The organism is Kribbella swartbergensis (assembly GCF_054784135.1).
The window spans coordinates 122904-149028 of sequence record NZ_BAAGPM010000017.1 but is presented as its reverse complement, the minus strand read 5'-3'; the positions used below and the strand labels follow the sequence as shown (position 1 = coordinate 149028).

Sequence of the window (26125 nt, the reverse complement as noted above, 5' to 3'; positions counted from 1 at the left end):
AGCTCGTCAGGCCAGACCGGCGTACAACGCCGGACGCCGATCGGCGAAGGCGTCGTTGTGCGGCCCCAACCTCTTGTCGCGTGCCGACGCGAGGTCGAGGTCGGCGGTGAGGACGATTTCCTCGGCCGTTGCGCCGTACGGCGTGCCGGCGCCGGCGAGCAGGTATCCGGAGGCGTCGATGATCGCGCTGCCGCCGATCCACTCCGTGCCGCGCTCAGCCCCGCACCGGTCTGCCACCACGATGTGGACCTTGTTGGTTCCGGCGGAGGCTTGAGCCTTGATCAGCTCCAGTGGCCGCTCGGTGACGGGTCGCGGTAGCAGTGGCCAGTTGCAGGGTGCGGCGACTATGTCCGCCCCGTCGAGCGCTGCGAGCCGGACGAACTCCGGGAACTCGAGGTCATAGCAGATCATGGCCGCAATACGCCCGGCCCGAGTGTCCACCGCCGCCGGCGGCTGGGATCCGGGTGTGAACCACGTGGCCTCCCGTCCCCAGAGATGCACCTTGCGGTAGTTGTGCAGGACTTCACCGCCATCCACGACGACTGCGCTGTTGTAGATCTGCCCGGATTCGCCCAGTTCGCAGTACCCGCCGACGAGAACGCAGTCGTGCTCCGCGGACAGGGACCGTAGGAGTTGCACGGTAGGCCCGTCCGGTGGCTCCGCAGCTGCCCGCGCTTCATCGGCGTCGTGGAAGCAGCAACCGGACACCGCCTGCTCCGGGAGCACGACGAGACGGGCACCTGCGGCTGCCGCGCGCCGAACCGCGGCCACGACAACAGCGGAATCGGGCCTGTCGACATCTGCCGCGGTTTGGCACGCAGCGACTCGCACGTCCATGGCAGGTCAATCGTCCTCGGTGGCCGTCGCAAGGACCGCGGCGGGCGCGCGGTAGCCGTTCGCATCCAGGACCCAGCCTTGTGTGCGTGCCTGCCGTACCACGTCATCGTCCCATTCCAGCCGAACCCTGCCATCGCCGCTGTTCACCACGATCAGCTCCCCGGTGTCTTCGTCCGCCGCGCGACCGGGCTCAGGATCGATCAGCGTGAAAGAACGCCAGGCATTCCGGGGCACCGAGAAGGAGTCGCGCGGGCCGAGCTCCACCACCTGCTCGTCCTCCCCGCGGTTGAGCCGCACCTGCCAACGGCCCGCCTTGACCGTCACCACCTGGGACTCCGCATGCCGGTGGGTCAGCATCCCCTCGCCGGCTGTGGCACGCAGCCAGGCCAGGTTGAAGCTGTGTGGCTCGTGCAGCCGGGGAACAGCCCGCCGGTCCTCGCTCATCCCGTAGCCGATCACAAGGCTGAGGGCGGCGCCACCGCCGGGCAGCTCGGAACAGAGGAACGGCCGATCGATCCAGCGGCGGTCGGCGTACTGCGTGACCCGGGCACGGAACTGTTCGGCGTCGAACACATCGAGCCGATCGATCTCCGGCTGCGGCATCGGCTTGATCAGCTCGGCGCCCTCGGGCACCACCTCGCCGGCCAGGGTGTCGATGAGCTGATTGTCGGCCGTCAGGTGGAGGCCGTAAGCCTCGGCCTCCTTCAGCACGCTCGGGCCCCAGATGATGCCGCCGGTGTCGTCCCGCCCCAGCACGGTGAGGAGGATGCCGTCATCCGGGCCGACGTTGGTGAACCCCCGGAAGATCCACGAAGGCACCGAGATCACGTCGCCGTCACCCGACAGGTACTCGCCCTGGGTGCCGTCGGCACCCCAGCGGAGCTGGTACTCACCGTCGAAGTTGATGAACACCTCCGCGGTGAAGTGCAGGTGCAAGCTGTTGACGGTTCCGTTCGGCATGCCGGCGGCGCCCAGGTTGAAGCCGTGCGGTTCCCGGAGGTTGACGAACTGCTGGGCGTTCTGCGAGACGCCGCTGCCGATGAAGGAGTAGTTGTCCTTCTTGTCCGACCCCGGGGTCCGGCAGTCGATGAATGCCGCCTTGCAGGGAACCCAGTCCCGCCGCAGGATCGTTCGGCGCTGGACCTCCTCGGCAGACACGATGACGTCGTGCATGATTTGCTCCTTCGACGGGGGCGGACCGTCAGTAGATGTTGGTGTTGGGAACGGCCTCGTCACCGCGGGTGCTGTTGATCTGGGCTCGCAGCGCGACCTCGTCGTACACCCTGATCTCGCGGACGATCCGGCCGTCCTGGATGAGGAACTGCGAGACGCCGAGGAGGTCGACGGGCTGGTCGGTGAGCGGACCGAAATGATCGGCGCCGTTGTACGCACCGTGGAACTTCCACAGCACCGCGATCCGCAGGCCGGCGTAGCGCTCGTGGTAATTGGTCTGGATGTCGCGGACCTCGAACTGCCCGGCCGGGAACGGCGCAAGCATCCGCAGCAGCTCCCGCTGGTAACCGTCCGGGCGGACGAAGCTCTGGTCTCCCACGGTGTGCAGGAACAGGTCGCGCACCATGAAGTCGCGGACGCGGTTCAGCCGGCGCTGGTTCCACACCTCGTCGATGAACTCCAGCACCAGTTCGCACTCGGGGCGGAACTCGTCGGGCCGGGGTCCGCTGTCGCCCTCGGCCAGGACGTCGGGCTTGGCCGGCCGGGTCATCGAGCCGGTCCAGCCGAGGAACGGCAACTGGCGGGCGACTTCGTCTGGGTCCTGGCCGAGCTGGAGGCAGTTCGCCAGCCGGTCGCGGACGACCCACTCCTCGACCATCCGTCCGCGCCGGTAGAGGCAGTTCGCCACGGTGCGGCTGCGGGTCTGAGTCAGCTTCCCGTCGACGAGCTCGCGGTCAGCGGAGAACACGAGGTGCGAACTGAGGAAGGCGTCGTCACCCCTGGCTTCCCACACCACGTCCTCGGCCTGTCCGACGCGGTGCGGGCTCCGGGCGATCCGCATGAGACTGCCCTCGATGACACCGTCGCGACCGTTCGTCGTACCGAGCGCGCCGTGCACGATCGAGTCGGGCTGGTAGTTGTCGACGATGAAGGAGATGTCCCGATCCACCCAGATCAGGTCGGTCACCTCACGGATGAAGTCGTCCGGGTCCTTGTAGGGCTTGTACGCGACTGGGTCCAACGCCATCTTCATCTCCTCCGTCGATGCGATCGTCCGCGGCCGGCGCACCAGCCGCCTCGCTCAATGTATGCGTATGCATCGCTGGCGCGCAAGGGTCGGCCGGGTGATTCGACGTGAGATCAGCCCGCTGCCGGACCGAGCGTCGCCCGCGGCACGTACCAGGTGCCGAACACCGTGTGCTGGGGCGTGTCGGCGCCACGGCCTTCGACTCGCGCCACCAGCAGCCGGACCGCCTCGCGGGACATTTCGTCCAGGTCGTAGGCCACCGTGCTGAGCTGCACCAGCGCCCAGGCCGACGAGGGAAGGTCGTCGAATCCCACGATGGACAACCTGCCGGGGACGTCGACCCCTCGCTCCGCGGCGGCGTTGAGCGCACCCAGCGCAACGACGTCGTTGGCACACAGGATCAGCGTCGGTGGATCCGGTTGGGCCAGCAACTGGCCGGCTCCGCGATGACCGGTATCGAAGTCGAACGACCCGTGGACGACGTTGCGGTTCAGCAACGAAATGCCCTTGTCCTGCAGGAGGTCGCGAACGACCGACTCGCGAAGTTCACCCGTACTGGTGTCTCGGGGGCCGAAGATCGCACCGACCTTGGTGTGTCCGTAGGCAGCCACCGCCTCGACCAACTCGGTGACCCCTGGCACCGGGTCCACGGTGACCGAGTCGGCCTCGACGTTCCGGGCGATCCGGTTGAAGTACACGAACGGCACGTGCCGGTCGTGCAGACGCACGGGCAACACCGAGCCGAGGAGCGTGGTGGTCAGCACCACACCGCAGAGTCCGTTCGCGACGACATGGTCGGCGACCGGCGCGGACTCCGACGACTCGGTGATCAGGACCAGCTCGTAGCCGAGCTTCGTCAGCTCCTCGTGCATCGGAGCGATCATGTACTGGTAGAACTGGTTGTGCAGATCGGTCACGACGAGCCCGACTCGCGTGGACCGGCCCGTCGAGAGCGCGCGCCCGATGGCATTCGGAGCGTAACCGAGAGCCTCAGCCGCCGCGCGCACCTGCTGCTTGGTGGCTTCGGAGACTCTCGGGTCGTCCCGAAGGGCCCGCGAAACGGTCGGCTGCGAGACACCGGCCAGCCTGGCTACGTCATGGCTGGTGGCCATGAATCCTCCTCAATCTGCTCCCCGCATCGACAGGGACGTCGGCGCAGCATAGTCACGCCACCGGAGCAAGCCCAGCTCCGGACATCTTGACGTAGGAACCGTGTTCTGGCTTCATTGTGGCATACGTATGTCGCGCTACCAAGGAGTTTCGATGCCCCGCTTCCTGAAGAAGGCGACCCCGAAAACGTTCGCCGACCGTGCCCAGCACGACGTCGCCGACCGCGTACGGTCGATCATCGGCGACATCCGGGAGCGAGGTGAGCCGGCGGTCCGGCAGTACTCCGCGACGTTCGACCGATGGGAACCCGAGAGTTTCCGGCTGAGCGACTCCCAGATCGATGCGCTCGTGGACTCGTTGCCACGCCAGGTCATCGAGGACATCCGGTTCGTGCAACAGCAGGTGCGCGATTTCGCGCTGGTGCAACGTGAATCGCTCGCGGACGTCGAGGTCGAGACCCTTCCCGGCGTGATTCTCGGCCATCGTCACGTGCCCATCGACGCCGTCGGCGCCTACATTCCGGGCGGCAAGTACCCGCTGACCGCCTCCGCGCACATGACGATCGTGACCGCGAAGGCGGCGGGCGTGCCGCGGGTGGTGGCATGCACTCCACCGATCCACGGCCAGATCCCCGCCGCGACGGTGGCGGCGATGAGGATGGCGGGCGCGGACGAGATCTACCTGCTGGGTGGCGTCCAGGCGATCGCGTCGATGGCCGTGGGCACCGATTTCATGGCACCGGTGAACCTGATCGCCGGTCCCGGGAACGCCTACGTCGCGGAGGCGAAGCGGCAACTGTACGGCGAGGTCGGCATCGACCTGTTCGCCGGTCCCACGGAGATCCTGGTCATCGCCGACGAGACGGCCGATCCGTTCACGACCGCGGTCGACCTGTTGTCCCAGGCCGAGCACGGGCCCGACTCGCCGGCCGTGCTGGTCACCACCAGCGAGGCGCTCGGCGCAGAGGTGGCGCGGCTGATCGACCGGATCCTGCCGGGCATGCCGACCAAGGACTTCGCCGAGCCGGCCTGGCGCGACCACGGACAGATCATCGTCTGCGACGACATGGACGAAGTCTGGCGGATCGGCGACTCCCTGGCCTTCGAGCACGTGCAGGTCTTCACCGCCGAGCCCAGGCAAGCCCTGGAACGGATGCGCAACTACGGGGCCCTCTTCCTCGGCGAGAAGACGTGTGTCTCGTACGGCGACAAGGTGATCGGCACGAATCACGTGCTGCCCACCCTCGGCGCCGCGCGGTACACCGGTGGTCTCTGGGTGGGCAAGTACCTCAAGACGGTGACGTACCAGGAGGTACGGAACCCCGACAGCAGCGCCGACCTCGGTCGGGTCTGTGGCCGGGCGTCCCGGGTGGAACTATTCGAGGGCCATGCCCGGTCCGGTGACGTGCGCGCGTGGCGGCACGGTGGCGAGCGCTTCGCCTGGATCGAGGAGGCCGTCGGTGAGGGACAGCCCGCATGATCGACCTCAGCGGTCGAACGGCATTGGTGACGGGCGGTGGCAGCGGGCTGGGTGCCGCCATCGCCACTCAACTGGTAGGGGCCGGAGCGGAGGTCGTGCTGGCCGCCCGCCGGACCGCGCCATTGGAGCAGACGTGCGCGCGGCTCGGACCGGCTGCCAGCTGTGAGACCGTCGACGTCGCCGACCCGCGGAGCGTCGATGCTCTGGCCGCTCGCCTGGCCGATCGGGAGATCTCCATCGTGGTCAACAACGCCGGGATCGCCGGACCCGTCGCGCCGTTGACGACCGTCGATCCGGACGACTGGGACGAGGTCTTCGCGGTGAACGTCCGCGGCACCTTCCTCGTCTGCCGGGCGTTCCTGCCCGCCATGGTGGACCGGCGTGACGGTGACGTGATCAACGTCGCCTCGGTCTCGGGAAAGCGCCCGCTGGTCCGGCGTACGCCGTACTGCGCCTCCAAGATGGCGGTCATCGGGCTGACGTCCACGCTCGCCTTCGAGGTCGGCCCGTACGGCGTCCGGGTCAACACACTGTCTCCCGGCCCGGTCGAAGGCGAACGGATGGATCGGAACTTCCGGCTCGAGGCCGAGCGGACCAGCACCTCCTACGACGCGGCACGCGATGCGTTCGTCAGCCGGGCGGCGATGGCACGAATGGTCACCGCCGAAGAGGTCGGCCGAGCCGCACTCGCGATGCTCGCCATGCCGGGACTGACCGGTGCCGACGTCGACCTGTCGGCCGGGATGGTGGCTTGAGTGGACCGCTCCCAGCCCAGCCTCAAGGCGCGTCTGACTGCCGGTGAGCAACTCCTCGGCGCTCTCGTGCGGATGCCGGCCGAGGACAACGTCGAGATGCTCGGCGTGGCCGGCTTCGACTTCGTTCTGATCGATTGCGAACACGGTCCCGCCGACGTCATCGCGCTGCGGCACCACCTCACGATCGCCGAGCTGTACGGCTTGGGTGTCCTGGTCCGCATCGGTTCCGGCGAGAGCGCACTTGCCCTCCGGGCACTCGACCAGGGCGCGGACGGAATCGTCGCCCCGCATGTCGACTCCCCCGAGGACGCCGCGGCGCTCGTCGGTGCTGTGCACTACCCACCGCTGGGTGAGCGAGGATTCGCGACCTACCCGCGTGCCGGGCGGTTCGGCACCGTCGCGCCCGACCACCACCTGCGCCGAGCCGCCGAGTCGACCCTCGTGATCGCCATGCTGGAGTCTCCGGTCGCCGTCACCAGTGCGAGCGCGATTCTGCGCACCCCGGGCGTGGACGGCTACCTGATCGGAGCCGCCGACCTCCGCGCGTCCTCCACCAGCGTCGATCCTCCGGTCGCGGAGGCCGTTCGATCGATCCGAGAAGCTGCCGATGGGACCGGCGCAGTGCGGTGCGACCTCGTCTCGGATCCCGCCGCAGCGCGCGCCTCCCTCGCGGACGGCGCTCAGCTGGTCGTCTACAACCTCACCCAAGTACTGATGACACTGTTCAGAGAGCTTCGGGTCGAGAGCGGACAAGACGCCCGCGGGCGCTCGGCGTGAGCTGAGCCCGCGGGCAGCGGTCAGGAGTCCAACCAGGCCGACATCGCTGCCGCGACCCGCTCCGGAGCCTCCAGGGTGGAGAGATGGCCGACGCTCTCGAGCACCTCCAGGCGAGAGCACGGAACGAGCCGGTGCATCTCCTCGTGCCGGTCGAGCGTGCACAGATCGTCCGCGGCCGCGGCCAGTACGAGAGTGGGCACGCTGATGCGCCGCAGGCCTGGGCGTTCGTCGATCCGCGTCGCCTGGGCCGCCAGCTGACGGATCAGCAGCTCGGAGCCGGTCTCCTCCCCCATCCTGAGGACCAGCTCGTCGAGTTGGGGAGTCCGGTTCGGCTTGTGCAGCAGGACCGGCAGGAGCTCGGCCTGCACATCTCGTGCGGTACGTCCTCGGGTCAGCTGGCGGCGATATCTCGACCAGCTCTCGTGCTGTGCGGCCGTCGGCGGCCGAGGGTTGGTGGACATCAGGCACAGCCGGCTCACCCGCTCCGGGGCGCGACGGACCATCGCCATGGCGATGATTCCGCCCAGCGAGAGGCCTGCCAGCGCGAACCGCGCCGGCAGGCGCTGCAGAAGGTCGGTCACGCAGCCGTCCACCGACGCCTCGGACAACCCTTCGTACCGGATCTCGATCCCCGGCTGCTGAGCCGTTAACCGTTCGGCGACCGGCCGCCACAGCGCCTCGGTGCAGTTCATGCCGGGCAGCAGGACCAGCGGTTCTCGCATCCGGCTCTGATCACCCCTTGACCGAGCCGGCGTTGAGGCCGGCGACGAGGTAGCGCTGTGCGATGAAGGCGAACGCGAACACCGGCAGGGTCAGCAACATCGCCGCAGCGCCCGCCTGCTGCAGCATCGGCAGCGTCTGGCCCAACTGGGTGGCGATGAAGACGGGGACGGTACGAGCGTCGACATCGGTGAGGATCAGGGCCGTCAGATACTCCTGGAAGGCGAACAGGAAGACGAAGATGCCGGCGGTGATGATCCCCGGTCCCATCAGCGGAACCATGATCCGCCGCAGCACCTGGAACCTCGAGCAGCCGTCCAGCATCGCCGCCTCGTCGAGCTGGGCAGGGATCTCCGCGAAGAAGTTGCGCAGCAGCCAGATGCTGAACGGCTGGTTGATCGCGACCAGTGCCACCGCGACGGCGTACGTCGTGTCGTAGACGCCGAGCGCACGGGAGATGTCGTACATCGGCAACACCACGGCGAACCGCGGCAGCGCGCGGAAGATCAGGGCCAGGATCAGCAGCACCGCGGAGATCCACGACGGGAACCTCGACAGCGCGTACGCCGCCGGCAGTCCGATCACCAGTGCCAGAACCGTGCTGATGATCGCGACCACGAACGTGTTCGCCAGATACTTGTAGAAGTTCGTCGTCTCCCACAGGTTGACGAACGCGTCGAACGTCGGCTGGTAGCTGAACACGGGCGGATTGAGGAACGCGACGTCGGTCGGCTTCGTCACCGAGGCTGCCGTCCACAGGACCGGGCTCAGCATCAGGAAGCACACGACGAGCAGCATCAGCCCGACGACCAGGCCCGTACTCGGCCGGCGCCGTCTGCGTTCGTGGGAAGGCGTTTTCGGCTCGGTGACGGACGTCTCCATCAGCGTCGTGGCGGTCATGCGCTGCGCGTCTCCTTGGCGATGTCGCGGATGAACGGAAAGAGCAGGATCACGATGAGCAGGATCATCAGCACGTTGATCGCGCTGCCCACCCCGAGCTGCTGGCCACCGTCCCGGAACGCGACGTTGAAGATGTAGAGCATGATCGACTCGTTGCCGATCTGCGGTGCCTGCGGGGAGAGCGGAACCAGAGCGTCGAACGTCCGCAGCACGTCCATGATGCTGATGAGCGCGACGAAACCGAGCACACCCCGCAGGCTCGGCACGATCACGTGCCAATGCCGTTTCACGGTGCTCGCGCCGTCCATCTTCGAGGATTCGATGATCTCGTCCGGGACGCCCTGCAGGCCGGCCAGGATGACCAGCATCGCGAACGGCAGCAGATGCCACACCAGGTCCAGCCAGATGAGCAGCCGGTTCGGCCAAGGATCGGTGTACCACAGGAACTCCTGACCGGTGACCGAGCTCAGCAGGTGGTTGAAGACACCACCGAAGTTCTCGTCGAACAGCCAAGAGAACATGGTCGCGCCCACGAGCTGCGGGACGACGTACGAGACGAGCAGTACGCCGAGCACGACCGGCCGCCACCTGCCCAGCCCGTTGACGGCCACCGCCAACAGGTAACCACCGGCTACCAGGATCGCGGTGACCGCCAGGGTCAGGCCCACCGTGAACAGGACCGCGCGCCCGAACCTCGGATCGCTCAGCGCCTGCTGGTAGTTGGCCAGCCCGACGAAGGTGCCGGGCTCCCCGTAGTTCACCCGCTCGAGGCTCCACTCCACCGTCCGGTAGAGCGGTAGCACGAGGAATCCGAACATCACCAGCAAGCTGGGTGCGACCAGGGCGTAGAACTCTCGCTTGCGCATGGCAACCTCCTTCCGAGGCTCAGGCGGCCGGGCCTGCGATCCGGCCGCCCGGAGTGGTCATCTGCTCACTGCTGGCCGGCCAGGATCTTCGTCGCGATCTGCTGCATCTGCCGCGTCCCTTGGTCCACCGGTGTCTTGCCGAGCAGCACGTCGGCGACGATGGGCCGGATGTCGTTGCTGATCATCGACGTCCAGGGGAAGGGCTCCGCGGGCGGCGCGTTCTTGATCGCGTCGTTCGCCGCCGCGGCGTACGGGCTGCTGTTCGGTTCCACCATGCCGTCGCGAGCCGGATACGCCGCGGGCATCGACGCCTTCGAGGCCTCCTCGCTCACCGACGAGGCGATGAGCTGGAAGAGCAGGTCGGGGTCGGACTTGGCGTTCCGCGGGATCGACCAGCCGTCCACCGAGAGCGCGCTGTACTGATGCGGAGCATTCTCGACGACTCTTGGAGGCGGCGCGAAGGCGAACTTGTCGTAGAAGCGTGTGTTCGACTTGTCCACCAGATCGGCCATCCGCCCGGAGAACATGATCCCGATCGCCGCGCTGCCGTTGAAGAGCTGCTGCTGGACGGCCGGCTGGTCGAACGTCGTCACCTCCGGATCCATGAACGGCTTGAGGGACAGCAGTTCCTGGAGCGCCTGCTTCGACTCCGGTGTGTCGAGGTTGGCTGTCTTCTTGCTCGGGTCGGTGAGGTTCACGCCGAGTGAGCCCAGCGCCGCGTCGTAGGCCGTGATGATGTCGGCGCTGGCCAGCCACGGAAGGGCCAACGGGTACTTGATGTCGCCAGATTCCTGGATCTTCTGCGAAACCGACCGCAGCTCGGCGAAGGTGGTGGGCGGCTGCAGGCCCAGTTTGTCGAAGATGTCCTTGCGGTACGCGAGCACGTACATCTGAGCCTGCATCGGCAGCGCGTACAGCTTGCCGTCGTACGACATCGTGTCGCGCATGGACTTGTTGATCTTGTCGAGCGCGTACTTGTCGCTGTACTTGTCGAAGAGGTCGTTCAGCGGCTGAAGCTTGCCTCCGGACGCGAACTGCGGGATGACGAACCCGTAGGTCTCGATGATGTCGTAGGTGCCCGAGTCGCCCGCGAGTGTCGCGGTGGTCTTCTGCACCTGGCCACCGAAGTCGATCGGCTCGTGTTTGACGGTCACACCCTCCCTCGAGCAGCTCGCGACCATGGTGTTCGTGTACGGATCGATCGCCGAGGAGTTGTAGGCCAGCACGTTCACCGTCACCGGCTGAGCGGGCTTGTCAAAGTCGCAGGCCACCTTCGTGGCCGTCTCCGAGCCGGTGCGCGACCCAGCTCCACACGCGGCCAGCGTGGCCGCGACGGTGACGCACAGCGCCACCCTGGCCCATCCGGCGCCTCGCCTTCCAGACATCTGGGGCTCCTGTCATCCTTGGGTCGACGACCCGGTTTGTTTATACGTATGCCGACCGAGTAGATCCAACCGCAGCTGGGCTGAGTCCCGGTGCGCCACGAGTCCCTCGAAGTCCGACACGGTGACGACCGGCTCGGCCTGCGCCCCGGTCGCCTCGCGGGTGGCTCGTTGGTAGGTCAGCGGCTTGAGGAACCCGGCGACCGAGAGGCCGGCGGTGAAACGCGCACCGCGGGCGGTGGGAAGCACATGGTTGGTCCCGGACATCCCCTTGTCCGCGTACGCCACCGTCGACCAGGGACCCAGGAACAGGGAGCCGTAGTTGCGCAACGTCGCCAGGTACCAGTCCAGGTCCTCCGCGAGCACCTCCAGGTGCTCCGGCGCGAGGATGTCCATGATCGCCACAGCCGTCTCGCGGCTGTCCGCCAGGTAGATCGAGCCGAAGTTGCTCCAGGCCGGGCCGGCGATCTCGCGAGTGGCGAGACCCGCCAACTGACGTTCGATCTCCACCGGGACCTCCCGGGCCAGCCGCTCGGAGGTGGTGACCAGGCTGGCCGGCGACGTCGGGCCGTGCTCGGCCTGGCCCAGCAGGTCGGCCGCGATCATCGCGGCATCGGCGGAGTCGTCCGCGATGACCGCGACCTCGGACGGGCCTGCCAGGACGTCGATTCCGACGCGGCCGTACAGCTGACGTTTCGCCTCCGCGACGTAGGCATTCCCCGCACCGACGATCATGTCCGACGGCACGCCGTCCAGGAGACCGAACGCCATCGCGGCCAGCGCCTGGACCCCGCCGACGGCGTAGATCAGCTCAGCTCCCGACGCCTGCGCCGCGTAGAGAACGGCAGGATGCGCCGCGCCGTTGAGGCTCGGCGGCGTGCAGGTCACGACGTTCGGCACTCCCGCGACCCGGGCCACGCCCACCGTCATGAACGCTCCGGCCAGCAGCGGGAACCGCCCGGCGGGCAGGTATGCGCCGACGTTCTCCACCGGCACGTACCGCTGGCCGCACACGACACCGGGGATCACTTCCGCCTCGAAGTCGACCAGCCGCTCCCGCTGCAACGCGGCGAACCGCCGGGTGCGCTCCGCGCCCGCGTCGAGGGCGTCCCGAAGGGCCTGAGGCAGGTCCGCGGACGCCTTCTCGAGCTCCTGAGGCGTGACCTCGAGGGACTTCCCCTCGAAGCCGTCGAGCTCGGCGGCATACCGCAGTACGGCGTCGAGCCCGTTGCGCTCGATGTCGATCAGCATTTCGGAGACCCGGGCCGCGACCTTGGGGTCCTGCTGCGCCGGAGCGTCCGGCCCCGGCGGCTCCTTCACCACGGTGAACGATCCGGGGATGCGTGACTTGTCGGAAGAGTTCAAGTGCATACGCATACATAAGCACGCGCCAAAGGTGGCGGCAACCCCCCGGCAAACTTTCCCACAGGTTCGTTGCGAAGCTCTCGTCCGATAACCGAACGACTACGGCAGGCGCGGGCGCGCGGTCGGGCGGGACGCATCGGGCGATGATGCGTCTGCCAAACGATGCCTGTCCGAGCCCCGCGGTGGAGCCACGGCCTCGATGAGGCTGAACCCACTGGCTATCGGAACGACAGTCCGGATCCGATGACGGACATCGCCGTACCTGCCTACTGGCGACGTACCCGGGCTCGCGGGTCGGGCCCATCCACGCGGCGTATCGATTCCCAGCTGATCGGCCGTTCCCAACGGCCCATGGAGCCGTGGCGGAGCAAAACCTCGCTCACCACGGCCACCGGTGACCACTCGGCAGGAGACCCGCTGCGCCCCTGGGATCGCCGTGGGGCGCCGCGGGACCGGCGAGCCAATCGACCCGTTACGTCAGCCGACGGGTCAGTCGTCCGCCTTGACCAGCTTGATGAAGTTGCTGTCCTCACCACCCGCCTTGTGCTCCTGGTAAACCACCTTCAGCCCACTGCGGTCGAACGTCTCGAACCACTCGTCCCAGGAGACCTCGCGCAGGTTGTCGCCGCCGTACCCCGGGAAATCGAGCCGCAACACACCCGCACCGGCCCCCTCCTCCGTTCCCTCCACGATCGTCGGCTTCGCGCCGCGGCGCTCGGCCCAGTCCTTGATGGTGTCGTGATCGGTCGTTTCGAGAGTCTCACCCGGGTGCGATTCCTCAGTACTGTCTGTCATCTCGTTTCCTCTCCGCGCCGGCCGACGGATCCGTGGTCGGCACGTCTCGTCGTGGTCGGCCGGCGCCACGCTCAACGCCGCTCGTTTCGGAGTACCCCTCGTCGTCAACCCCCACGCGCCGACGAACCCGTCGTAACGGACGATCCCCGTTATCACTTGGAGCAATCAAGGCCAGCGACGTACCCGGCACCTGCACCTCCGTTCGCGGATGCTCCGCGACGTGCCGAACGGAGCTGGCCGAAGTCTCGGTCTGAACCTGGACCGGCCGATGGGCCGGCTGTCCCGGGTCAGCTCCGCAGACCGGGTGCGCTTAGGCGTTCATGCACCGACCGGAACTGATCCTCCCGGACGCACCCCCGGCAGCCGAAGCCGCCGAAGGCCTTCTACCCCGGGTGGTTGCCTCAGGCGCGTTGGGTCTCCTCGAGCTGCTGGTTGATCTTGTCGACCTTGGCTTCGAGGCGTTCCATGTCCTCGGCGTCGACGCGGAAGATCAGGTGCTTGGCGCCGAGGAGCAGGATCGCCTGGAAGACCAGCTGCAGCCATTCGCTCTGCCAGTTCTCGAACATGCTGGAGAGAAAGGCCGGAAAGAAGTCGGCCCAGGCGAACGCCTGATTGTGCTCCTCCTGCTCGCTACGGAACTCGCTCAGCTGGGCGAAGAACTGTCCCAGCCAGGAACCGAGGAATAACACGAGGAGAACGTAGACCGCACCCCAGCGCCGAATGTGGGTGTCCGGCCTGCAATGAACGGTTTTGACCCCACAGCCCAAGCACAAGGGAACGCAGTCAACAGACGCAATGGATGCTCAGCGCAACGGAATGGGACAGATCCGGCGGACCAAGCGTCATTCACCCGGCTCATGCCGTGGGCAACAAACTTTGTGACGACGTACGACGGCCCGCACAGCCCGCGACACCGGGCGACAATCCGCGACGATGACCGGCGACGTGATCACCCGGTGAGCCGGAACGTGCGAGACCCGGTCCTCGTTCTGACTGGCCGACAGCAAACTCGCGAACGGTCATGCCGTGCGGATAGTTCATTCCCTGCGCGCAACCCCGCTGGGCTGACCCGCCTCGGTGATGATGTCAACAATCGAAGACTCGCCAACCCGGCATCGTTGTCAACCGATCAGCGGTAGGAGCCCACCATTAGATACGCCGTGGGGCAGGATCTCACTCCCGAGGCAGTTGTTGGTTGGGGTCCTCGTCCGGATTCCACTCAGGCTCTGCGTCCGGCGACTCGGACGGATTATCGTCCCCGGTCGGCCGCGGATCGGTCACATCCGGGTTGTCCGGATCGGTCGGCGGAACCGGCGGCATCGGATTGGTTCTGCTCATGACTCGCCTCCCTGTTCGCCATCCCGGTACCCAAACCGATCCACCGAGATCCGCCACCAGTCGGGCGCGCCCGCAAATCGGGTCCAGCCCAGGTTTCGCCGCTGTCCTGACGTCCCACGTATCACCGGTAGCCGATCGCACCGCCGTACGTCCGTTCAGGCTCGGCTGCTCATCGCACCACGCCCGGGAGAAGAACCGCGACACAGCCCGGCGAACCGGTCGGAGGACCGACCCTGTTGGAGACATCCGACTGCATATGCGCCGAGTGATTCTCCGTCACCGTGTTCGTCATCCGCCTAGCCGACTTCGCCGTTCCCGGACGTGTCGTCCGCGGTGTGGTGCGCCGTGCGCGACGCGGTGTGCTGAGGTGGTTGCACGGCCCGGGCGGCGATTGCTGTGGCCGCGACAGCCAGGGCCGGCACCACAAGCGCAATGCGGAGATCTGCCACCTGGCTCGTCGCACCGATCAGCACCGGGCCGGTGAACGACCCGAGGTAGCCCAGGGCAGATACGCGGGCGACCGCGACAGCCACCGGAAGCCGTGCTTGAGCGCCCGCGGCGGTGATGGAGATCGGCAACAGGTTCGCAAGTCCGAGACCGAGCGCGGCCAAACCGACGAGTGCGGTCCAGGGGGAAGCGAGCAGCAGCCCGCCTGTCATCCCACCGCCGGCTATCAGAGCGCCCGCGCCGAAGACGGTGACCGGCCCCAGGCGATCGACCAGCCGATCGCCGATGAACCTACCGACCGTAAGCGCACCCTGGAAAGTCGCGACGCCTACCGCCGCGACGGCCGCGGAGGAGCCAAGGTTGTCGTGCAGCAGGACCGCTGCCCAGTCCAGCGCACCGCCTTCCGCCAAGGTGAAGACGAACGCCAGCACACCCAACAGCAACAACCGTCCGTACCAGCCGGTCAGCAGGCTGGGGCGTGGGGCAGCACTGGCGCCAGGACCGTGCAGGTCGTCGGTCGGCAGCAGCCGGCGGCTCGCCACCACCCCGGCCAGGGCGGCCAGCAACGCGATGATGAGGAAGTGCGCGGCGACCGTGATCCCGACAGCCGCGGCTGCACCGGCTGCGACGCCTCCAACCACACCGCCGAGACTGTGCATCGCGTGTAAGCGAGACAACAACGATCGGCCGCTGGATTGCTGCAATCCGACGCCCTGCTCGTTGATCGCGACGTCGACGATGCTGTTGAAGACGGCCGACAGCGCCAGCGTCACGGTGAGGCTGACAATCCCTGGCGCCCACGCGATCGGCACCAGTGACAGGGCGAAGGCAGGCAACGCGACGGTCAACGTCCGTCGGCTCCCCCACCGGGAAACCACCACCGCGCCGACCTGCAAGCCGATGACAGCGCCCGCGTTCAGACCGACGAACGCGACAGCGAGCCCGCTTTCGCTGAGCCCCAGCTCCGCCCGCCGCGCGGGGATGCGAGCGGCCCAGGTGGCAAAGACGAGCCCGGTCAGCAAGAACATCGCCGCCGTGCCAAGCTTGGCACCATGACGTCGTACGGCGTGCGCATCGTGGCTGCTCATCCGGGCCTCCCGCCAGGTGTGAGATGGCGTGAGCACTGTGTCGCGACTGCCGACAAAAACGCTTTTGATGGTAGTCATGGATGAGCTGGCCGATCAATACCCGGCTCTCAACGCCGGAGCACTGTGCCTGAACTTCGCCAACACGCTCGAGCCCCAGGCAGCCAACGGCGAGGATCGCGACCATCTGGGAACCGACCGGCGACAGGTGGACTACGACGGGTTGCTGGCGTGGCTCCGGTATGCGGGGATCCTCGATGATCGCCAGCAGGAGGTGCTGAGAGCCGACCCGGCCAGGTCGGCCGCTACCGTCAGGGCCGCGCGCCAATTGCGGTCGGCCATCACCAAGGTCTTCACAGCGGTGGCCACCGGAACACAGCCGCGTCCGGCCGAAATCGACGTACTGCGGAAGGCCTACGCCGGCGCGGTGTCCGCGGCCTCACTGTCCGCCGATCCGGACGGGTGGCAATGGTTCTGGTCGGCCGAAAACGACCCGACCGAAGCCCTGCATCCCATCGCCGCGTCCGCCATGAGCCTGCTCACCGGGCCTCAGATCAGCCGAGTCAAGCAATGCGGCGGTGACAGGTGCTGGGTCCTCTTCGTCGACACGACGCGGAACGGCTCCAGGCGCTGGTGCCAGATGCGCTACTGCGGAAACGTCCTGAAGAGCCGCCGCCAAGCCGCCCAGCGCCGAGCAGCCCGCGCCGCCTCCCGCTAGCACGGACACGAAATTTCCTGTCCGATCCGCAAGACTCGGTGTTCAGTTAATGGGCGCCGGACCGGAGGCGCTGACTCGCATCCTCACAAGGGGATGGAGTCGTAGCGCGCCGAGATGGCGCGGCGGGCGGTCGGATCCTTGATCGCGTTCGGAGGGAGCTCGCCAAGCTCGAAGAACATCTCCTCCAAGCCGCCTGGCACCATCAGCGTCAGGAACCGTCCACCGCCGGCCGCCGCGCTGATGCTGTGCGACGTGCCGCGCGGAACGAGAACGTAAGTTCCCGGGACTGCGACGACGGCCTCGTCGCCGACCGTGAAGGTGAACTCGCCGTCGAGCACGAAGAACGATTCCTCGAAGCCACGATGCAGATGCGGGACCGTCCAGGGACCCTCGGCCGTCCCGGCGAACTCGGTCAACGAGAACGCTCCACCGACCACACCGTCGGCGAGAACTCGCATCCTGGCCACGCCCAGGTCCACCGAGCGTCCTTCCGTCCCGGTCACCACATGTGCCCGTCCGGTCTGGATCATCACCCCACCACCTTCGGTCCGCCGGCGCGACACCGGCTCAGCTGCTCTCACCGTCCCGCCGATCCGCCGCCGGTGGCAACATCAGATTCTGAAGTTGCCAGCGAGCCTCGCGAGGACGACGCTGGAGGGGTGCGCGAGTACGGCCAGTTCTGCCCGATCGCCAGGAGCTCTGAGCTGCTGGCGGAGCGGTGGACGCCGATCATCGTGCGGAATCTGCTGAACGGTTGCCGGACCTTCAACGAGATCCGGCAGGGAGCGCCGGGGATCTCCACGGCTCTGCTGACTCAGCGTCTGGATGCCCTCGAGCGCCACGGCGTTCTTCGGCGTACGGTCGGACCGAGCGGCCGCGGGGTCAGATACGAGCCGACAGAGATGGGTCTGGCGCTGCGCGCAGTTCTCGACGCGATGGGTCAGTGGGGGGCGCAGTGGCTGGAAATCCAGCCGAGCCACCTCGACCCGGGATACGTGCTGTGGGCCACCCTGAAGCTCGTCGACGTCAACCGGATTCCTGCGGACACGACCGTTGTCCGGTTCGAGTTGCGCGACCGGCCGCGGGACGGGTACTGGCTGCTCCTGCGCCGCCCACAGTCCGAGCTCTGCACTCGCCCCAGCGGATACTCGGAAGACGTCGTTTGCAGAACCGACTCCGCCACCCTCGTCGACCTGCACCTCAAACGCCTGAGCTACGCCACGGCGCTCCGCGAAACCCGACTCGAGCTGCTCGGCCCTCCAACTCTCACCCGCCAGTTCCCCAACTGGTTCGGCACCAGCCCCTTCGCCGCCTTCGTCCCGACTACGGCCTCGGCGCCTCCGCCGCGAACGTGAGGAAGGCTAACCCCGGCAGTCACGCCCCGGTCGCGGCCACCCGCTCGTTCACCAGCAGCCAACACCGCGCCTTCGCCTACCTCGCGGCTCCACAGCTACAGCCGCCGCAATCCAAACCACGCCTCACTGGGCGGCAACTACCCAACGGCCGCGTCATCAGCCGTGCTGGTCATCGGCGATGATGGGTGGCGTGAGCGTGCCGTTTCCTATTCGGGTCTCGAAGGCGGAGCAGGCGGTGCCGAGGGGCCGTATGGGCTACGACCTCAGGGCGGATCGGCTGTTGCTGCATACCGTCCAGACGGCTGAGGCGTTCGACGCGCTGCTGTCGACAGGATCGCTGATCGCGGATCCGGCACGGGCCGAGCAGGACTTCGCCGACGCGTATGAGTGGATGCTGCGGCAGATGGCAGCGCGGTTGCCTACGCACGGAGAGAGCGCGCTATGGCTGTGGGCGCGAATCCGCCGTCGCGACCTGGTTGATCTCTGTCGCCGGTCCAGAGGCGAGGTGCTGTTGACCTGCCGTGTGCCACGCGACCGCGTCCTGCTGTCCCACTTCGATGACTGGCACCTCGTCTTGATGCGTGCCCTCTGTGTCCGGTCCGTGCCCGGTGAGTCTGACGAGGACTACCAGCGTCGCTGGGAGACGACCCGCGACGAGTTCGAGGCTCGTCTCGAGGCAGCCGCCGTCAAAACCGCGCCGGTACACGACTGGCCGAAGGACCTGCGCGATGAGATCGAGCGGTCGTGGGAGACCATCTTCGACCCGAGCGTTTACGGTCGCCGCGCCGAGTGGCAAGCGACGATGCACGAGCTCTGTGTCAACGACGTAGTCGAGGCCGTCAGGCTTGCCCACTGATTTTTATGCGGGTGAGTCTTGACGAAGAGGCCTTCGACGCAGCTGGCCTTGGTCCTTCCCTCCGTAGGTAGAAGTGGGATGGGGCTTCACTGGTGCGGGGAGTTGTGGTTGCGTAGGCCGGCGACGAGGAGTGCGACCATTCGCTGGGTTTGAGCTGTGTCCAGGAGGCACAGCGCGGCCACGCCTTGGAGCAGGTCGTCGGTCTCGACATCCGGCCGGATGACGCCTGCGCGACTGGCGTTGTCCAGGAGCAGCCTCAGTGCGGGCCGTAGCGGATCCTGGAAACACTCCGTCAGTGACTCGTACGCCGGGGCATCGGAATGCATCGCGGTGATCAGTCCGCGCTTGGTGCTCAGGAGTTCGACGTACTGCGCCAGCCAGCGTTCGAGCGCCTCGATCGGTTCGTAGGTCGAGACCAAACTGGCCGCCGCCTCGGCGCAGGCGTCCAACTCGCGCCGGAACACCGCGGAGACCAGATCGGCGCGAAGTGGGAAGTGTCGATAGAGCGTCCCTGTGCCGACGCCGGCCATGGCCGCGATCTCACGTACGGGCGTGTGGACGCCGGTCGTGGCGAACGCGGTCTTCGCGGCCTCGAGCACGGCGTCGACATTCCGCTTCGCGTCGGCTCGCAACGGCCGGTCGCCGTTCGAAGAGCCTCCTGTCGACGTCAACGCTCCCCCTCCGGGTTGTAAGTGGAACAACGTTCGACATAGTATCGCATCCTATCGGAACGTTGTTCCGGTTACGGATGATCGTCGGCTGCGGCGATCCCAGAACGGAGAAGAGGACCATGACGGAGCGTGTTTCCGCCGTGCTGGAGGCGTGGAGATGAGTGTGGACGAGGCCGTGATCCGAGCTCTGACGCTTCGGCCGGACTCACCGCCCGATGATCACGTCATCGACATCACCACGACAGGCGCTCGTACCGGGCTGTTGCGGCGCATCGAGATCTGGTTCCACCGCGTCGACGGCCGCTTCTATCTCACCGGGATGCCGGTGCGGCGCAGCTGGTACGCGAATCTTCGCAAGAACCCGAAGTTCGTGGTCCACCTCAAGCGAGGTGTCACAGCGGATCTGCCGGCGACGGCGGTCGCTGTGGACGAGGAGACCCGGCAACGAGTCATCCCTGCTGTGGTCGCCCTCCAGGACCGGCCTGCCTACGCGGCGCGCGGCGTTCCTCGCCAGGACGTCAATGTGTGGCTGGCGCACAGCCCACTGGTCGAGATCGTGTTCGACGACCCACAAATCCAGGCGGCGGCCGGCCGGGCGCAGTGACTCGCAACAACTATTCGAGTGCCGAGCCGCTGTGCTCGGGGAGAGAAGTGGCATGAAGTACCGCACGCTGGGACGCACCGGAATTCAGGTCAGTCCCTACAGCCTTGGCACCATGATGTTCGGAGCCATGGGCAACCCCGACCACGATGAATCGATCCGGATCATCCACCGGGCCCTGGACGCGGGGATCAACTTCCTCGACACCGCCGACGTGTACTCCGTCGGCGAGTCCGAGGTGATCGTCGGCAAGGCACTCAAGGGCCGCCGCGACGACGTCGTGCTGGCCAGCAAGGTGCACTACCCGATGGGCGACGATCCGAACCACCGCGGCAACTCGCGGCGCTGGATCATCACCGCGGTCGAGAACTCCCTGCGCCGCCTGCAAACCGACCACCTCGACCTCTACCAGATCCACCGCCCGGACCCGACGGTCGACATCGAGGAGACGCTGTCGGCGCTGTCCGACCTGATCCACAGCGGCAAGGTCCGGGCGATCGGGTCGTCGACCTTCCCCGCCGCCGAAATCGTCGAAGCGCAGTGGGTAGCGGAACGACGCGGTTTGGAGCGCTTCCGCACCGAGCAGCCGCCGTACTCGATTCTGAACCGCAGCATCGAGCGCGACGTGTTGCCCGTGGCGCGCCGCTACGGGATGGGCACCCTGGTCTGGAGCCCGTTGGCCCAGGGCCTGCTCACCGGACGGCACCGCAAGGGAGACCAGATCGGCGCCACCCATCGAGCCGAGCTGATGCCGCAGCACTTCACGCATGAGCGCAAGCTCGACGTCGTCGAGCAGCTCATCCCGCTCGCCGACAAGGCCGGCCTGCCCATGACTCACCTCGCAATGGCGTTCGCCATCGCCCACCCCGGCGTCACGTCGGCAATCATCGGACCCCGCACCATGGAACAACTCGACGACCTGCTGGCCGGCGCCGACGTCACCCTCGACGACGACATCCTCGACCAGATCGACCAGATCGCACCCCCCGGCACCGACGCCGGCCCCAACGACGCGGCCTACACACCCCCGGCCATAACAAACGTAAGCCTGCGCCGCCGACTCGTCGCCGAACGCTCCGCCGCCTGACCCCTGGCTCCACCCACGACGACGACGATGTGAAGGTGGCGCACACACGCAACAGGTCAGTAGCGGGCGCGTGTTATCCGGGATCGTTTCCCGTTCGGCGGCGGCGCGATCAGGATGGTTTCGGCTTGTTTCGGATGCTTGGAGTTGCCGGCGGCAATGATGGTGGCGCGTTCCCAGGGCCGGTCGCGGTGGAAGAAGGGGATCTCGGCTGCCATCCAGTCGTGCCAGAAGTCCACGGACGCCTGTGCGTCGCCGTTCACGCCAGAGGCGATATCGCGGGCGATTCCGAGGCGTTCGGCCTCGGCATAGTCGGACTGGACCCACACCAGCGCATCGATGAGATCGGCGAGTTCGCGTCGTCCGGCGCCGACTCCTTCGACGGCCACCAGGTCGAGACCAGCCGGTACCTCGACGGCACCGGGCCTGCCATGCGTATCCCAGGCGGGTGGACGGTACGACACCGCCTCGCCGCGTCGAAGGGGCTCGAGCACACCCTCTGCCAGGAGGTCGGCCCATCCGAACATCGGGGCATTCCACGCCACGTCATCGACGTGAACGACCGCGGCTCGCGGCACAGCGCTGATCAGCTGCTTCGCGAGGGTGGTTTTGCCCCCACCGCTCCGGCCGTCGACTGCCACGATGCGCGGACGCGCTGTGGAAGTCCCCGCGGCGTCGACGATCGTCGCGGCGAAGTCGTCCAAACCAACGGCCACCCAAGGACCAGCGACGGGCTCACCAGGGCCAGGCTTCATCAACATCAGCCAAGTGTGCCGCAGCAACCCTTCGCTGCGATGACGGACCCCTGATGGCGCCAGTACGAGCGGAGCCGTGGCGAAACGCAACCCGAGCGCCAGGTGCATCACCTTGTCGGATTGCCGCACGCCAAGCCATCGAGCCTGCGGTTCATGACGGCGATGAGGTGTACATGTCGGTACGAGGGGACCGAACTCGTCCCCGGTCAGGTCGCGCACGACCAAGCAGTGGCGCATGAGGTCGCGGAGTTCCGGGCACCAAGACGGCAACTCAGGACCATCCGCAGACCGCTGGGCCAGGAAGGGAGACTTGTGCCGGAACACCAGTTTCGAGCCATGACCTGGAACGTGTGGTGGCGGTTCGGCCCTCGATGGCGCGAACGCCAGCCCGGACTGCTCGCCACGTTGGAGCGATTCTCCCCGGACGTCATCGCACTTCAGGAGGTTTGGGCAGCGGAGGGGACGAGCCAAGCCGAGGAGTGGGCGAACGCTCTCGGCTTCCAGGCCGCCTTCGCGTCACCGTCGTACCCATCCCCACCGGACGCGCCGGACGACCCCGATCAGGAAGGGGTCGATCTCGGCATCGGACTGATCAGTCGATGGCCCATCACCAGACGCGAGACGATCGTGATGCCCGCGCGCCATCGCGCCTGGGAGCCAGTGATCCTCAGCGCCACGGTGGAGCATCCTGCGGGACCCCTGTCCATACAGGTCGCCTGCCTCGAGTACGCGACCGTTTACAGCGACGATCGCATCGCTCAAGCCGCGCAACTGGCCGACCTCGCCACCGATCCGAACAACGATGGACCGTGTCCGTCGCTGGTCATGGGCGACCTCAACGCCGCGCCCGACAGCGCCGTACTCCGCCCATTGCGCGACGTACTGACCGACGCCTGGACTGCGGGCAACGGCAGGCCGGACACCGTGACGCTGCCGTCCACCCATCCGTCCGCACCCCTTGAGGCGGGTCCGGAACTCGTCGACCAGCGGATCGACCACATCTTCTACCGCCCCGGACACGAGGACCAGCTTGTCAACGTCGATGCGGCCGTCACCATGGATCAAGCCGTCGATGGCATTTTTCCCTCCGACCATCGACCGGTCATTTGCGACTTCAGATGGCGCGACCGCTGAACGACATCCCAGTGCTCGAGGGTGGAAGTCGCGTTGGCACCAGCTGGAATCCCTTCCGCATGGCTATTTCAGTTCAGCAGATGTCTTGCCGAGGAGGCGGCGGGCGACGATCAACTGCTGGATTTGTTGGGTGCCTTCGAAGATGTCGAGGATCTTCTTGGTGCTCACCACCACGAGCAGCCGGAACCATCAATCTGCACCCTGACCTGCGGTTTTACATCTCAACGACACCCGACGCTGATCGACGCTTGTCACCCTCCCACGGAGCAGTGACGGAGCTGGCGAGGCTGCACGTTCGTGCGAACGCGGGTGACCGCGTACCTCACCTGAAGGCACCAGCGACCACGTCCATCAATCCGCCACAGCTGATCCGTGGACTCAACGCTGACTCCGAGCCAGACATTGCTTGGCCAAGGCACTCGTCTGCCATCCGGGCCGCACGCCGAGGCCTCTTCGTTAGAAGTTGGTAGGTGTGACGGGGGATCTCCTCCATGACCGGAAGACTTCGGCGGCCTTCGTGCGGAGCGGGCGGCCTCACCGCAGTCGTCCCGACGCCGACCGTGCCGGCCGCCGGGATGACGACGTAGACATGGAAGCTCAGCTCGTCGATCCATGAGATCGGAGGGCTGCTCGGTGGAGCGCTGGAACCGAACAGTGCGAACGTGCCCAAGGCATCGAGCAACCTCTGACCAAGATCCGGCTTGTCGCGGAACACAGGCACCGCTGGGTCGTCCGGAGACGGCGACGGAGGCTCTTTGAGCCGGACCGGGACCGGGACGCGGAAGGTGACCATGCCGGATCGTGCGGCTTGCTCCTCGACTTCACAACACCGCGGGGCCGGTCGATCATCACCAGCGGGTACCGGACCGGCACGAGCCCCGGGTATTCGAGAACCCGGATGCTTGAGGCCCCGGCGTTCAACCGATGCAGCGCCGGGGCCCACACATGACCGGAACTCCGACATGGGCGGCGTCGGATTCCGGACAAGAGGCGCGTTCCGCTGGCCTCCGTGCGAACGGAGTGCCCCGGCCTAGGGGTCGGGGCACCCGTCCCGTGTGGGCCGGGGGGTAAGGCGCCACACGTTGGGGGGACCTTCAAGGTACGCCATCATGTTCCCGCCGGGGAGAGATCGCCGTGCCGACCGGCGACGTCGAGACGTACTACGAGGGCGGCCAGTGGCACAGCCGACTGGTTGGGATCGGGTGAGATCAATGCGGTGATCACCGCCAGAGTGATCTGGCCGCGCGTTCACCGGCGACCGGAAACCCGTCTTCGGTGTGACCTGCGGAAATGCCGGCGACCTGAGCACTCCCGGTGAAGATCCGATGGCCGGACTACAAGTCCGGTCGCGATGAGGTGTTGAGAATCGATCGTTTGCTCAACCAGCAACACGTCGCTGCCAGCGTGCCTTGAGAATCTGAGGATGGAACTCGACCTTCCGTGGGCGCAGTGGGCGTCCGCCCCAGCGAAGTGCCAGGCTCTGTAAACGTCGACCCTGAAGCGCCGTTAATGATCGCTATGACGAGTCCTGACGACCATCGCGTTTTCCGATTGCAGTGGGGGCAATCGTCGCCGGTCTGAAAAGTTCGTCTTGGCCGAACCAAGTGCACCCCTCGAGGATCTCGCGGATGGCGTCGAGGTGGCCGAGGTGGCCGGCCATGTTCGCCTGCCGTGGCGCCGACCGCCGGGGCACGGTTCATCGTGCGGAGAAGACCCCGGCTCGGGCAGCGGCTAGTACGGCGGCAGCCGCACGGTCCGCATCGGCTTCCGTCACCGGCTCGGCCGTGACCAGCACACGGTGGAACAGCGGCGCCGCCAGGTGCTTCATCACCTCGAGCGGGTCGGTTCCGGCCGGCAGCTGGCCATCAGCGACCGCGCGTTCCACGATCGGAGCGACCCGGGCCAAGCGACTGGCCCAGAAGCGTCGCAGCACCTGCTCGACGGCCGGTGACGACTGGGCCCCGGAGACCAGCGCCCGCACGGCGGCGACACCGACCGTGCTCGCCAGCAGGACCCTGACGTTGCGGGCGAGGATTCGCAGGTCGAACTCGATGTTCCCGATGTCCGGGATGTCGATGAAGACCTCGGCAGCCGCCTCCAGCGCTTCGACCACCAACTGGTCCTTGTTGCCCCAGCGCCGGTAGACCGTGGTTTTGTGCACGCCCGCACGCTGCGCGATGGCCTCCACGCTGGTCTGGTCGTAGCCGATCGCAGCCAACTCGGCCACGGTGGCCTCGAACACCGCCGCCCGGGTACGTGCGGTCCGGCCGCCGGGGCGAGCGGAGCCGGTGTTGCTCACGTGACCTCCCACGTCATTTGTGCCGGCCTGCATCGGGGTGGCACTATCGTAAACGCAACAGCAAGTTGCATTTACCTGAGGATGGCAGATGTTCAGTTCGCTCTTGTACACCGGCCCGTCGATCACCTTGCTGCATGAGGAGTACGCGAAGAAGCACCGCATCGATGACCGTGCCGCAATCCAGGGCCACCGCGGGATCCGGATCGGGGCGCCGATCGAGCGAGTCTGGCAACTGCTCTCCGATGTCCCGCGCTGGAGTGACAACCTCGAACCCGGTGTCCGAGACATCCATTTGGACGAGGGAGTGACGGTGGACGGCCGCTTCACCCGCACCCGGAGCGGAGCGCGGATGCGGGCCCGCTTTGCCGTCATCGACGCGCCGCATGAGATCGCCTGGACCGGCAGTGCCTTCGGCGCCAAGGTCGTACACCGGTTCCTGCTGGAGCCGATCGACGACGAGTCCACACGCGTGGTTGTCGAGGAGTCGATGGCAGGCCCGCTGCTCGGGCTCTTCTTCAACAACAAGAAGCTTGACGATGTCCTCGCGGAGTCATTGACCACACTGAAGCAGGCCGCCGAAGCCCACTGATAGACCA

Annotated in this window: 27 protein-coding genes; 10 read left to right on the top strand and 17 right to left on the bottom strand. The window is 66.9% G+C overall.

The genetic code is table 11. The features are described from left to right. Window positions 1-6: 6 nt before the first annotated feature. The 4 genes from ACYVOK_RS12530 to ACYVOK_RS12515 all read right to left on the bottom strand — a co-directional run bounded on the left by ACYVOK_RS12530 (window position 7) and on the right by ACYVOK_RS12515 (window position 4149). A complete protein-coding gene (locus tag ACYVOK_RS12530; RefSeq protein WP_460662518.1) occupies window positions 7-837 on the bottom strand; it encodes a nitrilase-related carbon-nitrogen hydrolase in 831 nt (276 codons plus the stop codon). 6 nt (window positions 838-843) lie between these two features. Continuing rightward, complete coding sequence (locus ACYVOK_RS12525) at window positions 844-2010, bottom strand: cupin domain-containing protein (RefSeq protein WP_460662517.1); 1167 nt, start codon at window positions 2008-2010, stop codon at window positions 844-846. A 28-nt stretch (window positions 2011-2038) separates the two neighbouring features. Next, on the bottom strand, window positions 2039-3037 hold the full coding sequence (locus tag ACYVOK_RS12520; protein WP_460662516.1) for an ester cyclase: 999 nt from the start codon (window positions 3035-3037) through the stop codon (window positions 2039-2041). Between the two features lie 113 nt (window positions 3038-3150). Further along, window positions 3151-4149 (bottom strand): LacI family DNA-binding transcriptional regulator, encoded by a 999-nt coding sequence (locus tag ACYVOK_RS12515; RefSeq protein WP_460662515.1) that lies wholly within the window; start codon window positions 4147-4149, stop codon window positions 3151-3153. Between the two features lie 151 nt (window positions 4150-4300). Between ACYVOK_RS12515 and hisD (ACYVOK_RS12510) the strand changes: the two genes are divergently transcribed. Genes hisD (ACYVOK_RS12510) through ACYVOK_RS12500 form a run of 3 tightly spaced genes read left to right on the top strand, consistent with a single transcriptional unit; the run spans window position 4301 to window position 7158 of the window. After that, complete coding sequence (gene hisD, locus ACYVOK_RS12510; protein WP_460662514.1) at window positions 4301-5626, top strand: histidinol dehydrogenase; 1326 nt, start codon at window positions 4301-4303, stop codon at window positions 5624-5626. After that, window positions 5623-6381, top strand: a complete 759-nt coding sequence (locus ACYVOK_RS12505) for an SDR family NAD(P)-dependent oxidoreductase (protein ID WP_460662513.1) — start codon at window positions 5623-5625, stop codon at window positions 6379-6381. Before hisD (ACYVOK_RS12510) ends, ACYVOK_RS12505 begins: the two co-directional genes overlap by 4 nt. Next, window positions 6382-7158 (top strand): HpcH/HpaI aldolase family protein, encoded by a 777-nt coding sequence (locus tag ACYVOK_RS12500; protein WP_460662512.1) that lies wholly within the window; start codon window positions 6382-6384, stop codon window positions 7156-7158. Between the two features lie 20 nt (window positions 7159-7178). Here the strand turns inward: ACYVOK_RS12500 and ACYVOK_RS12495 are convergent, their stop codons facing one another. From ACYVOK_RS12495 to ACYVOK_RS12455, 9 genes are all read right to left on the bottom strand, one after another. Then, window positions 7179-7880: an alpha/beta fold hydrolase gene (locus tag ACYVOK_RS12495; protein ID WP_460662511.1), complete on the bottom strand. Its 702-nt coding sequence runs from the start codon at window positions 7878-7880 to the stop codon at window positions 7179-7181. Between the two features lie 10 nt (window positions 7881-7890). After that, the gene (locus tag ACYVOK_RS12490) at window positions 7891-8778 is read right to left on the bottom strand and encodes a carbohydrate ABC transporter permease (RefSeq protein WP_460662510.1); all 888 of its coding nucleotides are present in this window, start codon (window positions 8776-8778) and stop codon (window positions 7891-7893) included. Next, the gene (locus ACYVOK_RS12485) at window positions 8775-9644 is read right to left on the bottom strand and encodes a carbohydrate ABC transporter permease (protein WP_460662509.1); all 870 of its coding nucleotides are present in this window, start codon (window positions 9642-9644) and stop codon (window positions 8775-8777) included. Before ACYVOK_RS12485 ends, ACYVOK_RS12490 begins: the two co-directional genes overlap by 4 nt. 65 nt (window positions 9645-9709) lie before the next feature. Further along, a complete protein-coding gene (locus ACYVOK_RS12480; protein WP_460662508.1) occupies window positions 9710-11029 on the bottom strand; it encodes an ABC transporter substrate-binding protein in 1320 nt (439 codons plus the stop codon). A 12-nt stretch (window positions 11030-11041) separates the two neighbouring features. Next, entirely contained in the window at window positions 11042-12397 is a 1356-nt protein-coding gene (gene hisD, locus ACYVOK_RS12475; protein WP_460662507.1) for a histidinol dehydrogenase, read from the bottom strand. A gap of 483 nt (window positions 12398-12880) precedes the next feature. After that, window positions 12881-13186: a hypothetical protein gene (locus ACYVOK_RS12470; protein ID WP_460662506.1), complete on the bottom strand. Its 306-nt coding sequence runs from the start codon at window positions 13184-13186 to the stop codon at window positions 12881-12883. Between the two features lie 401 nt (window positions 13187-13587). Further along, window positions 13588-13953, bottom strand: a complete 366-nt coding sequence (locus ACYVOK_RS12465; RefSeq protein ID WP_460662505.1) for a DUF6766 family protein — start codon at window positions 13951-13953, stop codon at window positions 13588-13590. A 406-nt stretch (window positions 13954-14359) separates the two neighbouring features. Further along, a complete protein-coding gene (locus ACYVOK_RS12460) occupies window positions 14360-14524 on the bottom strand; it encodes a hypothetical protein (protein WP_460662504.1) in 165 nt (54 codons plus the stop codon). A 296-nt stretch (window positions 14525-14820) separates the two neighbouring features. Next, a complete protein-coding gene (locus ACYVOK_RS12455; protein WP_460662503.1) occupies window positions 14821-16059 on the bottom strand; it encodes an MFS transporter in 1239 nt (412 codons plus the stop codon). 37 nt (window positions 16060-16096) lie between these two features. Here ACYVOK_RS12455 and ACYVOK_RS12450 point away from each other — a divergent pair, with 37 nt between their 5' ends. Then, complete coding sequence (locus tag ACYVOK_RS12450; protein WP_460662502.1) at window positions 16097-16774, top strand: CGNR zinc finger domain-containing protein; 678 nt, start codon at window positions 16097-16099, stop codon at window positions 16772-16774. Window positions 16775-16857: 83 nt separating this feature from the next. On the opposite strand, the gene ACYVOK_RS12445 is transcribed toward ACYVOK_RS12450, so the two are convergent. After that, the gene (locus ACYVOK_RS12445) at window positions 16858-17304 is read right to left on the bottom strand and encodes a cupin domain-containing protein (protein ID WP_460662501.1); all 447 of its coding nucleotides are present in this window, start codon (window positions 17302-17304) and stop codon (window positions 16858-16860) included. Between the two features lie 129 nt (window positions 17305-17433). Between ACYVOK_RS12445 and ACYVOK_RS12440 the strand changes: the two genes are divergently transcribed. Together ACYVOK_RS12440 and ACYVOK_RS12435 are read left to right on the top strand one after the other, a co-directional pair. Next, window positions 17434-18129, top strand: a complete 696-nt coding sequence (locus tag ACYVOK_RS12440; protein WP_460662500.1) for a winged helix-turn-helix transcriptional regulator — start codon at window positions 17434-17436, stop codon at window positions 18127-18129. Between the two features lie 190 nt (window positions 18130-18319). After that, window positions 18320-18985, top strand: coding sequence for a DUF3841 domain-containing protein (locus ACYVOK_RS12435; protein WP_460662499.1), 666 nt, complete (start codon window positions 18320-18322; stop codon window positions 18983-18985). Between the two features lie 86 nt (window positions 18986-19071). Here the strand turns inward: ACYVOK_RS12435 and ACYVOK_RS12430 are convergent, their stop codons facing one another. After that, a complete protein-coding gene (locus tag ACYVOK_RS12430) occupies window positions 19072-19656 on the bottom strand; it encodes a TetR/AcrR family transcriptional regulator (protein ID WP_460662498.1) in 585 nt (194 codons plus the stop codon). Window positions 19657-19813: 157 nt separating this feature from the next. Between ACYVOK_RS12430 and ACYVOK_RS12425 the strand changes: the two genes are divergently transcribed. Together ACYVOK_RS12425 and ACYVOK_RS12420 are read left to right on the top strand one after the other, a co-directional pair. Continuing rightward, on the top strand, window positions 19814-20260 hold the full coding sequence (locus tag ACYVOK_RS12425) for a nitroreductase/quinone reductase family protein (RefSeq protein ID WP_460662497.1): 447 nt from the start codon (window positions 19814-19816) through the stop codon (window positions 20258-20260). A 52-nt stretch (window positions 20261-20312) separates the two neighbouring features. Next, window positions 20313-21344, top strand: a complete 1032-nt coding sequence (locus ACYVOK_RS12420) for an aldo/keto reductase (RefSeq protein ID WP_460662496.1) — start codon at window positions 20313-20315, stop codon at window positions 21342-21344. Window positions 21345-21400: 56 nt separating this feature from the next. On the opposite strand, the gene ACYVOK_RS12415 is transcribed toward ACYVOK_RS12420, so the two are convergent. Next, a complete protein-coding gene (locus ACYVOK_RS12415; protein ID WP_460662495.1) occupies window positions 21401-22315 on the bottom strand; it encodes a uridine kinase family protein in 915 nt (304 codons plus the stop codon). 117 nt (window positions 22316-22432) lie between these two features. Here ACYVOK_RS12415 and ACYVOK_RS12410 point away from each other — a divergent pair, with 117 nt between their 5' ends. Continuing rightward, complete coding sequence (locus tag ACYVOK_RS12410; RefSeq protein ID WP_460662494.1) at window positions 22433-23230, top strand: endonuclease/exonuclease/phosphatase family protein; 798 nt, start codon at window positions 22433-22435, stop codon at window positions 23228-23230. Window positions 23231-24926: 1696 nt separating this feature from the next. Here the strand turns inward: ACYVOK_RS12410 and ACYVOK_RS12405 are convergent. Then, window positions 24927-25529 (bottom strand): TetR/AcrR family transcriptional regulator, encoded by a 603-nt coding sequence (locus ACYVOK_RS12405; RefSeq protein ID WP_460662493.1) that lies wholly within the window; start codon window positions 25527-25529, stop codon window positions 24927-24929. An 88-nt stretch (window positions 25530-25617) separates the two neighbouring features. On the opposite strand from ACYVOK_RS12405, the gene ACYVOK_RS12400 reads away from it, so the two are divergent. Further along, entirely contained in the window at window positions 25618-26118 is a 501-nt protein-coding gene (locus tag ACYVOK_RS12400; RefSeq protein WP_460662492.1) for an SRPBCC family protein, read from the top strand. The last annotated feature ends 7 nt before the right edge of the window (window positions 26119-26125 follow it).

Excerpts from the sequence above, each read along its gene's own strand:
- ACYVOK_RS12530 (WP_460662518.1), bottom strand. The coding sequence starts at position 837 with ATGGACGTGCGAGTCGCTGCGTGCCAAACCGCGGCAGATGTCGACAGG.
- ACYVOK_RS12525 (WP_460662517.1), bottom strand. The coding sequence starts at position 2,010 with ATGCACGACGTCATCGTGTCTGCCGAGGAGGTCCAGCGCCGAACGATC.
- ACYVOK_RS12520 (WP_460662516.1), bottom strand. The coding sequence starts at position 3,037 with ATGGCGTTGGACCCAGTCGCGTACAAGCCCTACAAGGACCCGGACGAC.
- ACYVOK_RS12515 (WP_460662515.1), bottom strand. The coding sequence starts at position 4,149 with ATGGCCACCAGCCATGACGTAGCCAGGCTGGCCGGTGTCTCGCAGCCG.
- hisD (WP_460662514.1), top strand. The coding sequence starts at position 4,301 with ATGCCCCGCTTCCTGAAGAAGGCGACCCCGAAAACGTTCGCCGACCGT.
- ACYVOK_RS12505 (WP_460662513.1), top strand. The coding sequence starts at position 5,623 with ATGATCGACCTCAGCGGTCGAACGGCATTGGTGACGGGCGGTGGCAGC.
- ACYVOK_RS12495 (WP_460662511.1), bottom strand. The coding sequence starts at position 7,880 with ATGCGAGAACCGCTGGTCCTGCTGCCCGGCATGAACTGCACCGAGGCG.
- ACYVOK_RS12490 (WP_460662510.1), bottom strand. The coding sequence starts at position 8,778 with ATGACCGCCACGACGCTGATGGAGACGTCCGTCACCGAGCCGAAAACG.
- ACYVOK_RS12485 (WP_460662509.1), bottom strand. The coding sequence starts at position 9,644 with ATGCGCAAGCGAGAGTTCTACGCCCTGGTCGCACCCAGCTTGCTGGTG.
- ACYVOK_RS12480 (WP_460662508.1), bottom strand. The coding sequence starts at position 11,029 with ATGTCTGGAAGGCGAGGCGCCGGATGGGCCAGGGTGGCGCTGTGCGTC.
- hisD (WP_460662507.1), bottom strand. The coding sequence starts at position 12,397 with ATGCACTTGAACTCTTCCGACAAGTCACGCATCCCCGGATCGTTCACC.
- ACYVOK_RS12470 (WP_460662506.1), bottom strand. The coding sequence starts at position 13,186 with ATGACAGACAGTACTGAGGAATCGCACCCGGGTGAGACTCTCGAAACG.
- ACYVOK_RS12460 (WP_460662504.1), bottom strand. The coding sequence starts at position 14,524 with ATGAGCAGAACCAATCCGATGCCGCCGGTTCCGCCGACCGATCCGGAC.
- ACYVOK_RS12455 (WP_460662503.1), bottom strand. The coding sequence starts at position 16,059 with ATGAGCAGCCACGATGCGCACGCCGTACGACGTCATGGTGCCAAGCTT.
- ACYVOK_RS12445 (WP_460662501.1), bottom strand. The coding sequence starts at position 17,304 with ATGATCCAGACCGGACGGGCACATGTGGTGACCGGGACGGAAGGACGC.
- ACYVOK_RS12425 (WP_460662497.1), top strand. The coding sequence starts at position 19,814 with ATGAGTGTGGACGAGGCCGTGATCCGAGCTCTGACGCTTCGGCCGGAC.
- ACYVOK_RS12420 (WP_460662496.1), top strand. The coding sequence starts at position 20,313 with ATGAAGTACCGCACGCTGGGACGCACCGGAATTCAGGTCAGTCCCTAC.
- ACYVOK_RS12410 (WP_460662494.1), top strand. The coding sequence starts at position 22,433 with ATGACCTGGAACGTGTGGTGGCGGTTCGGCCCTCGATGGCGCGAACGC.
- ACYVOK_RS12400 (WP_460662492.1), top strand. The coding sequence starts at position 25,618 with ATGTTCAGTTCGCTCTTGTACACCGGCCCGTCGATCACCTTGCTGCAT.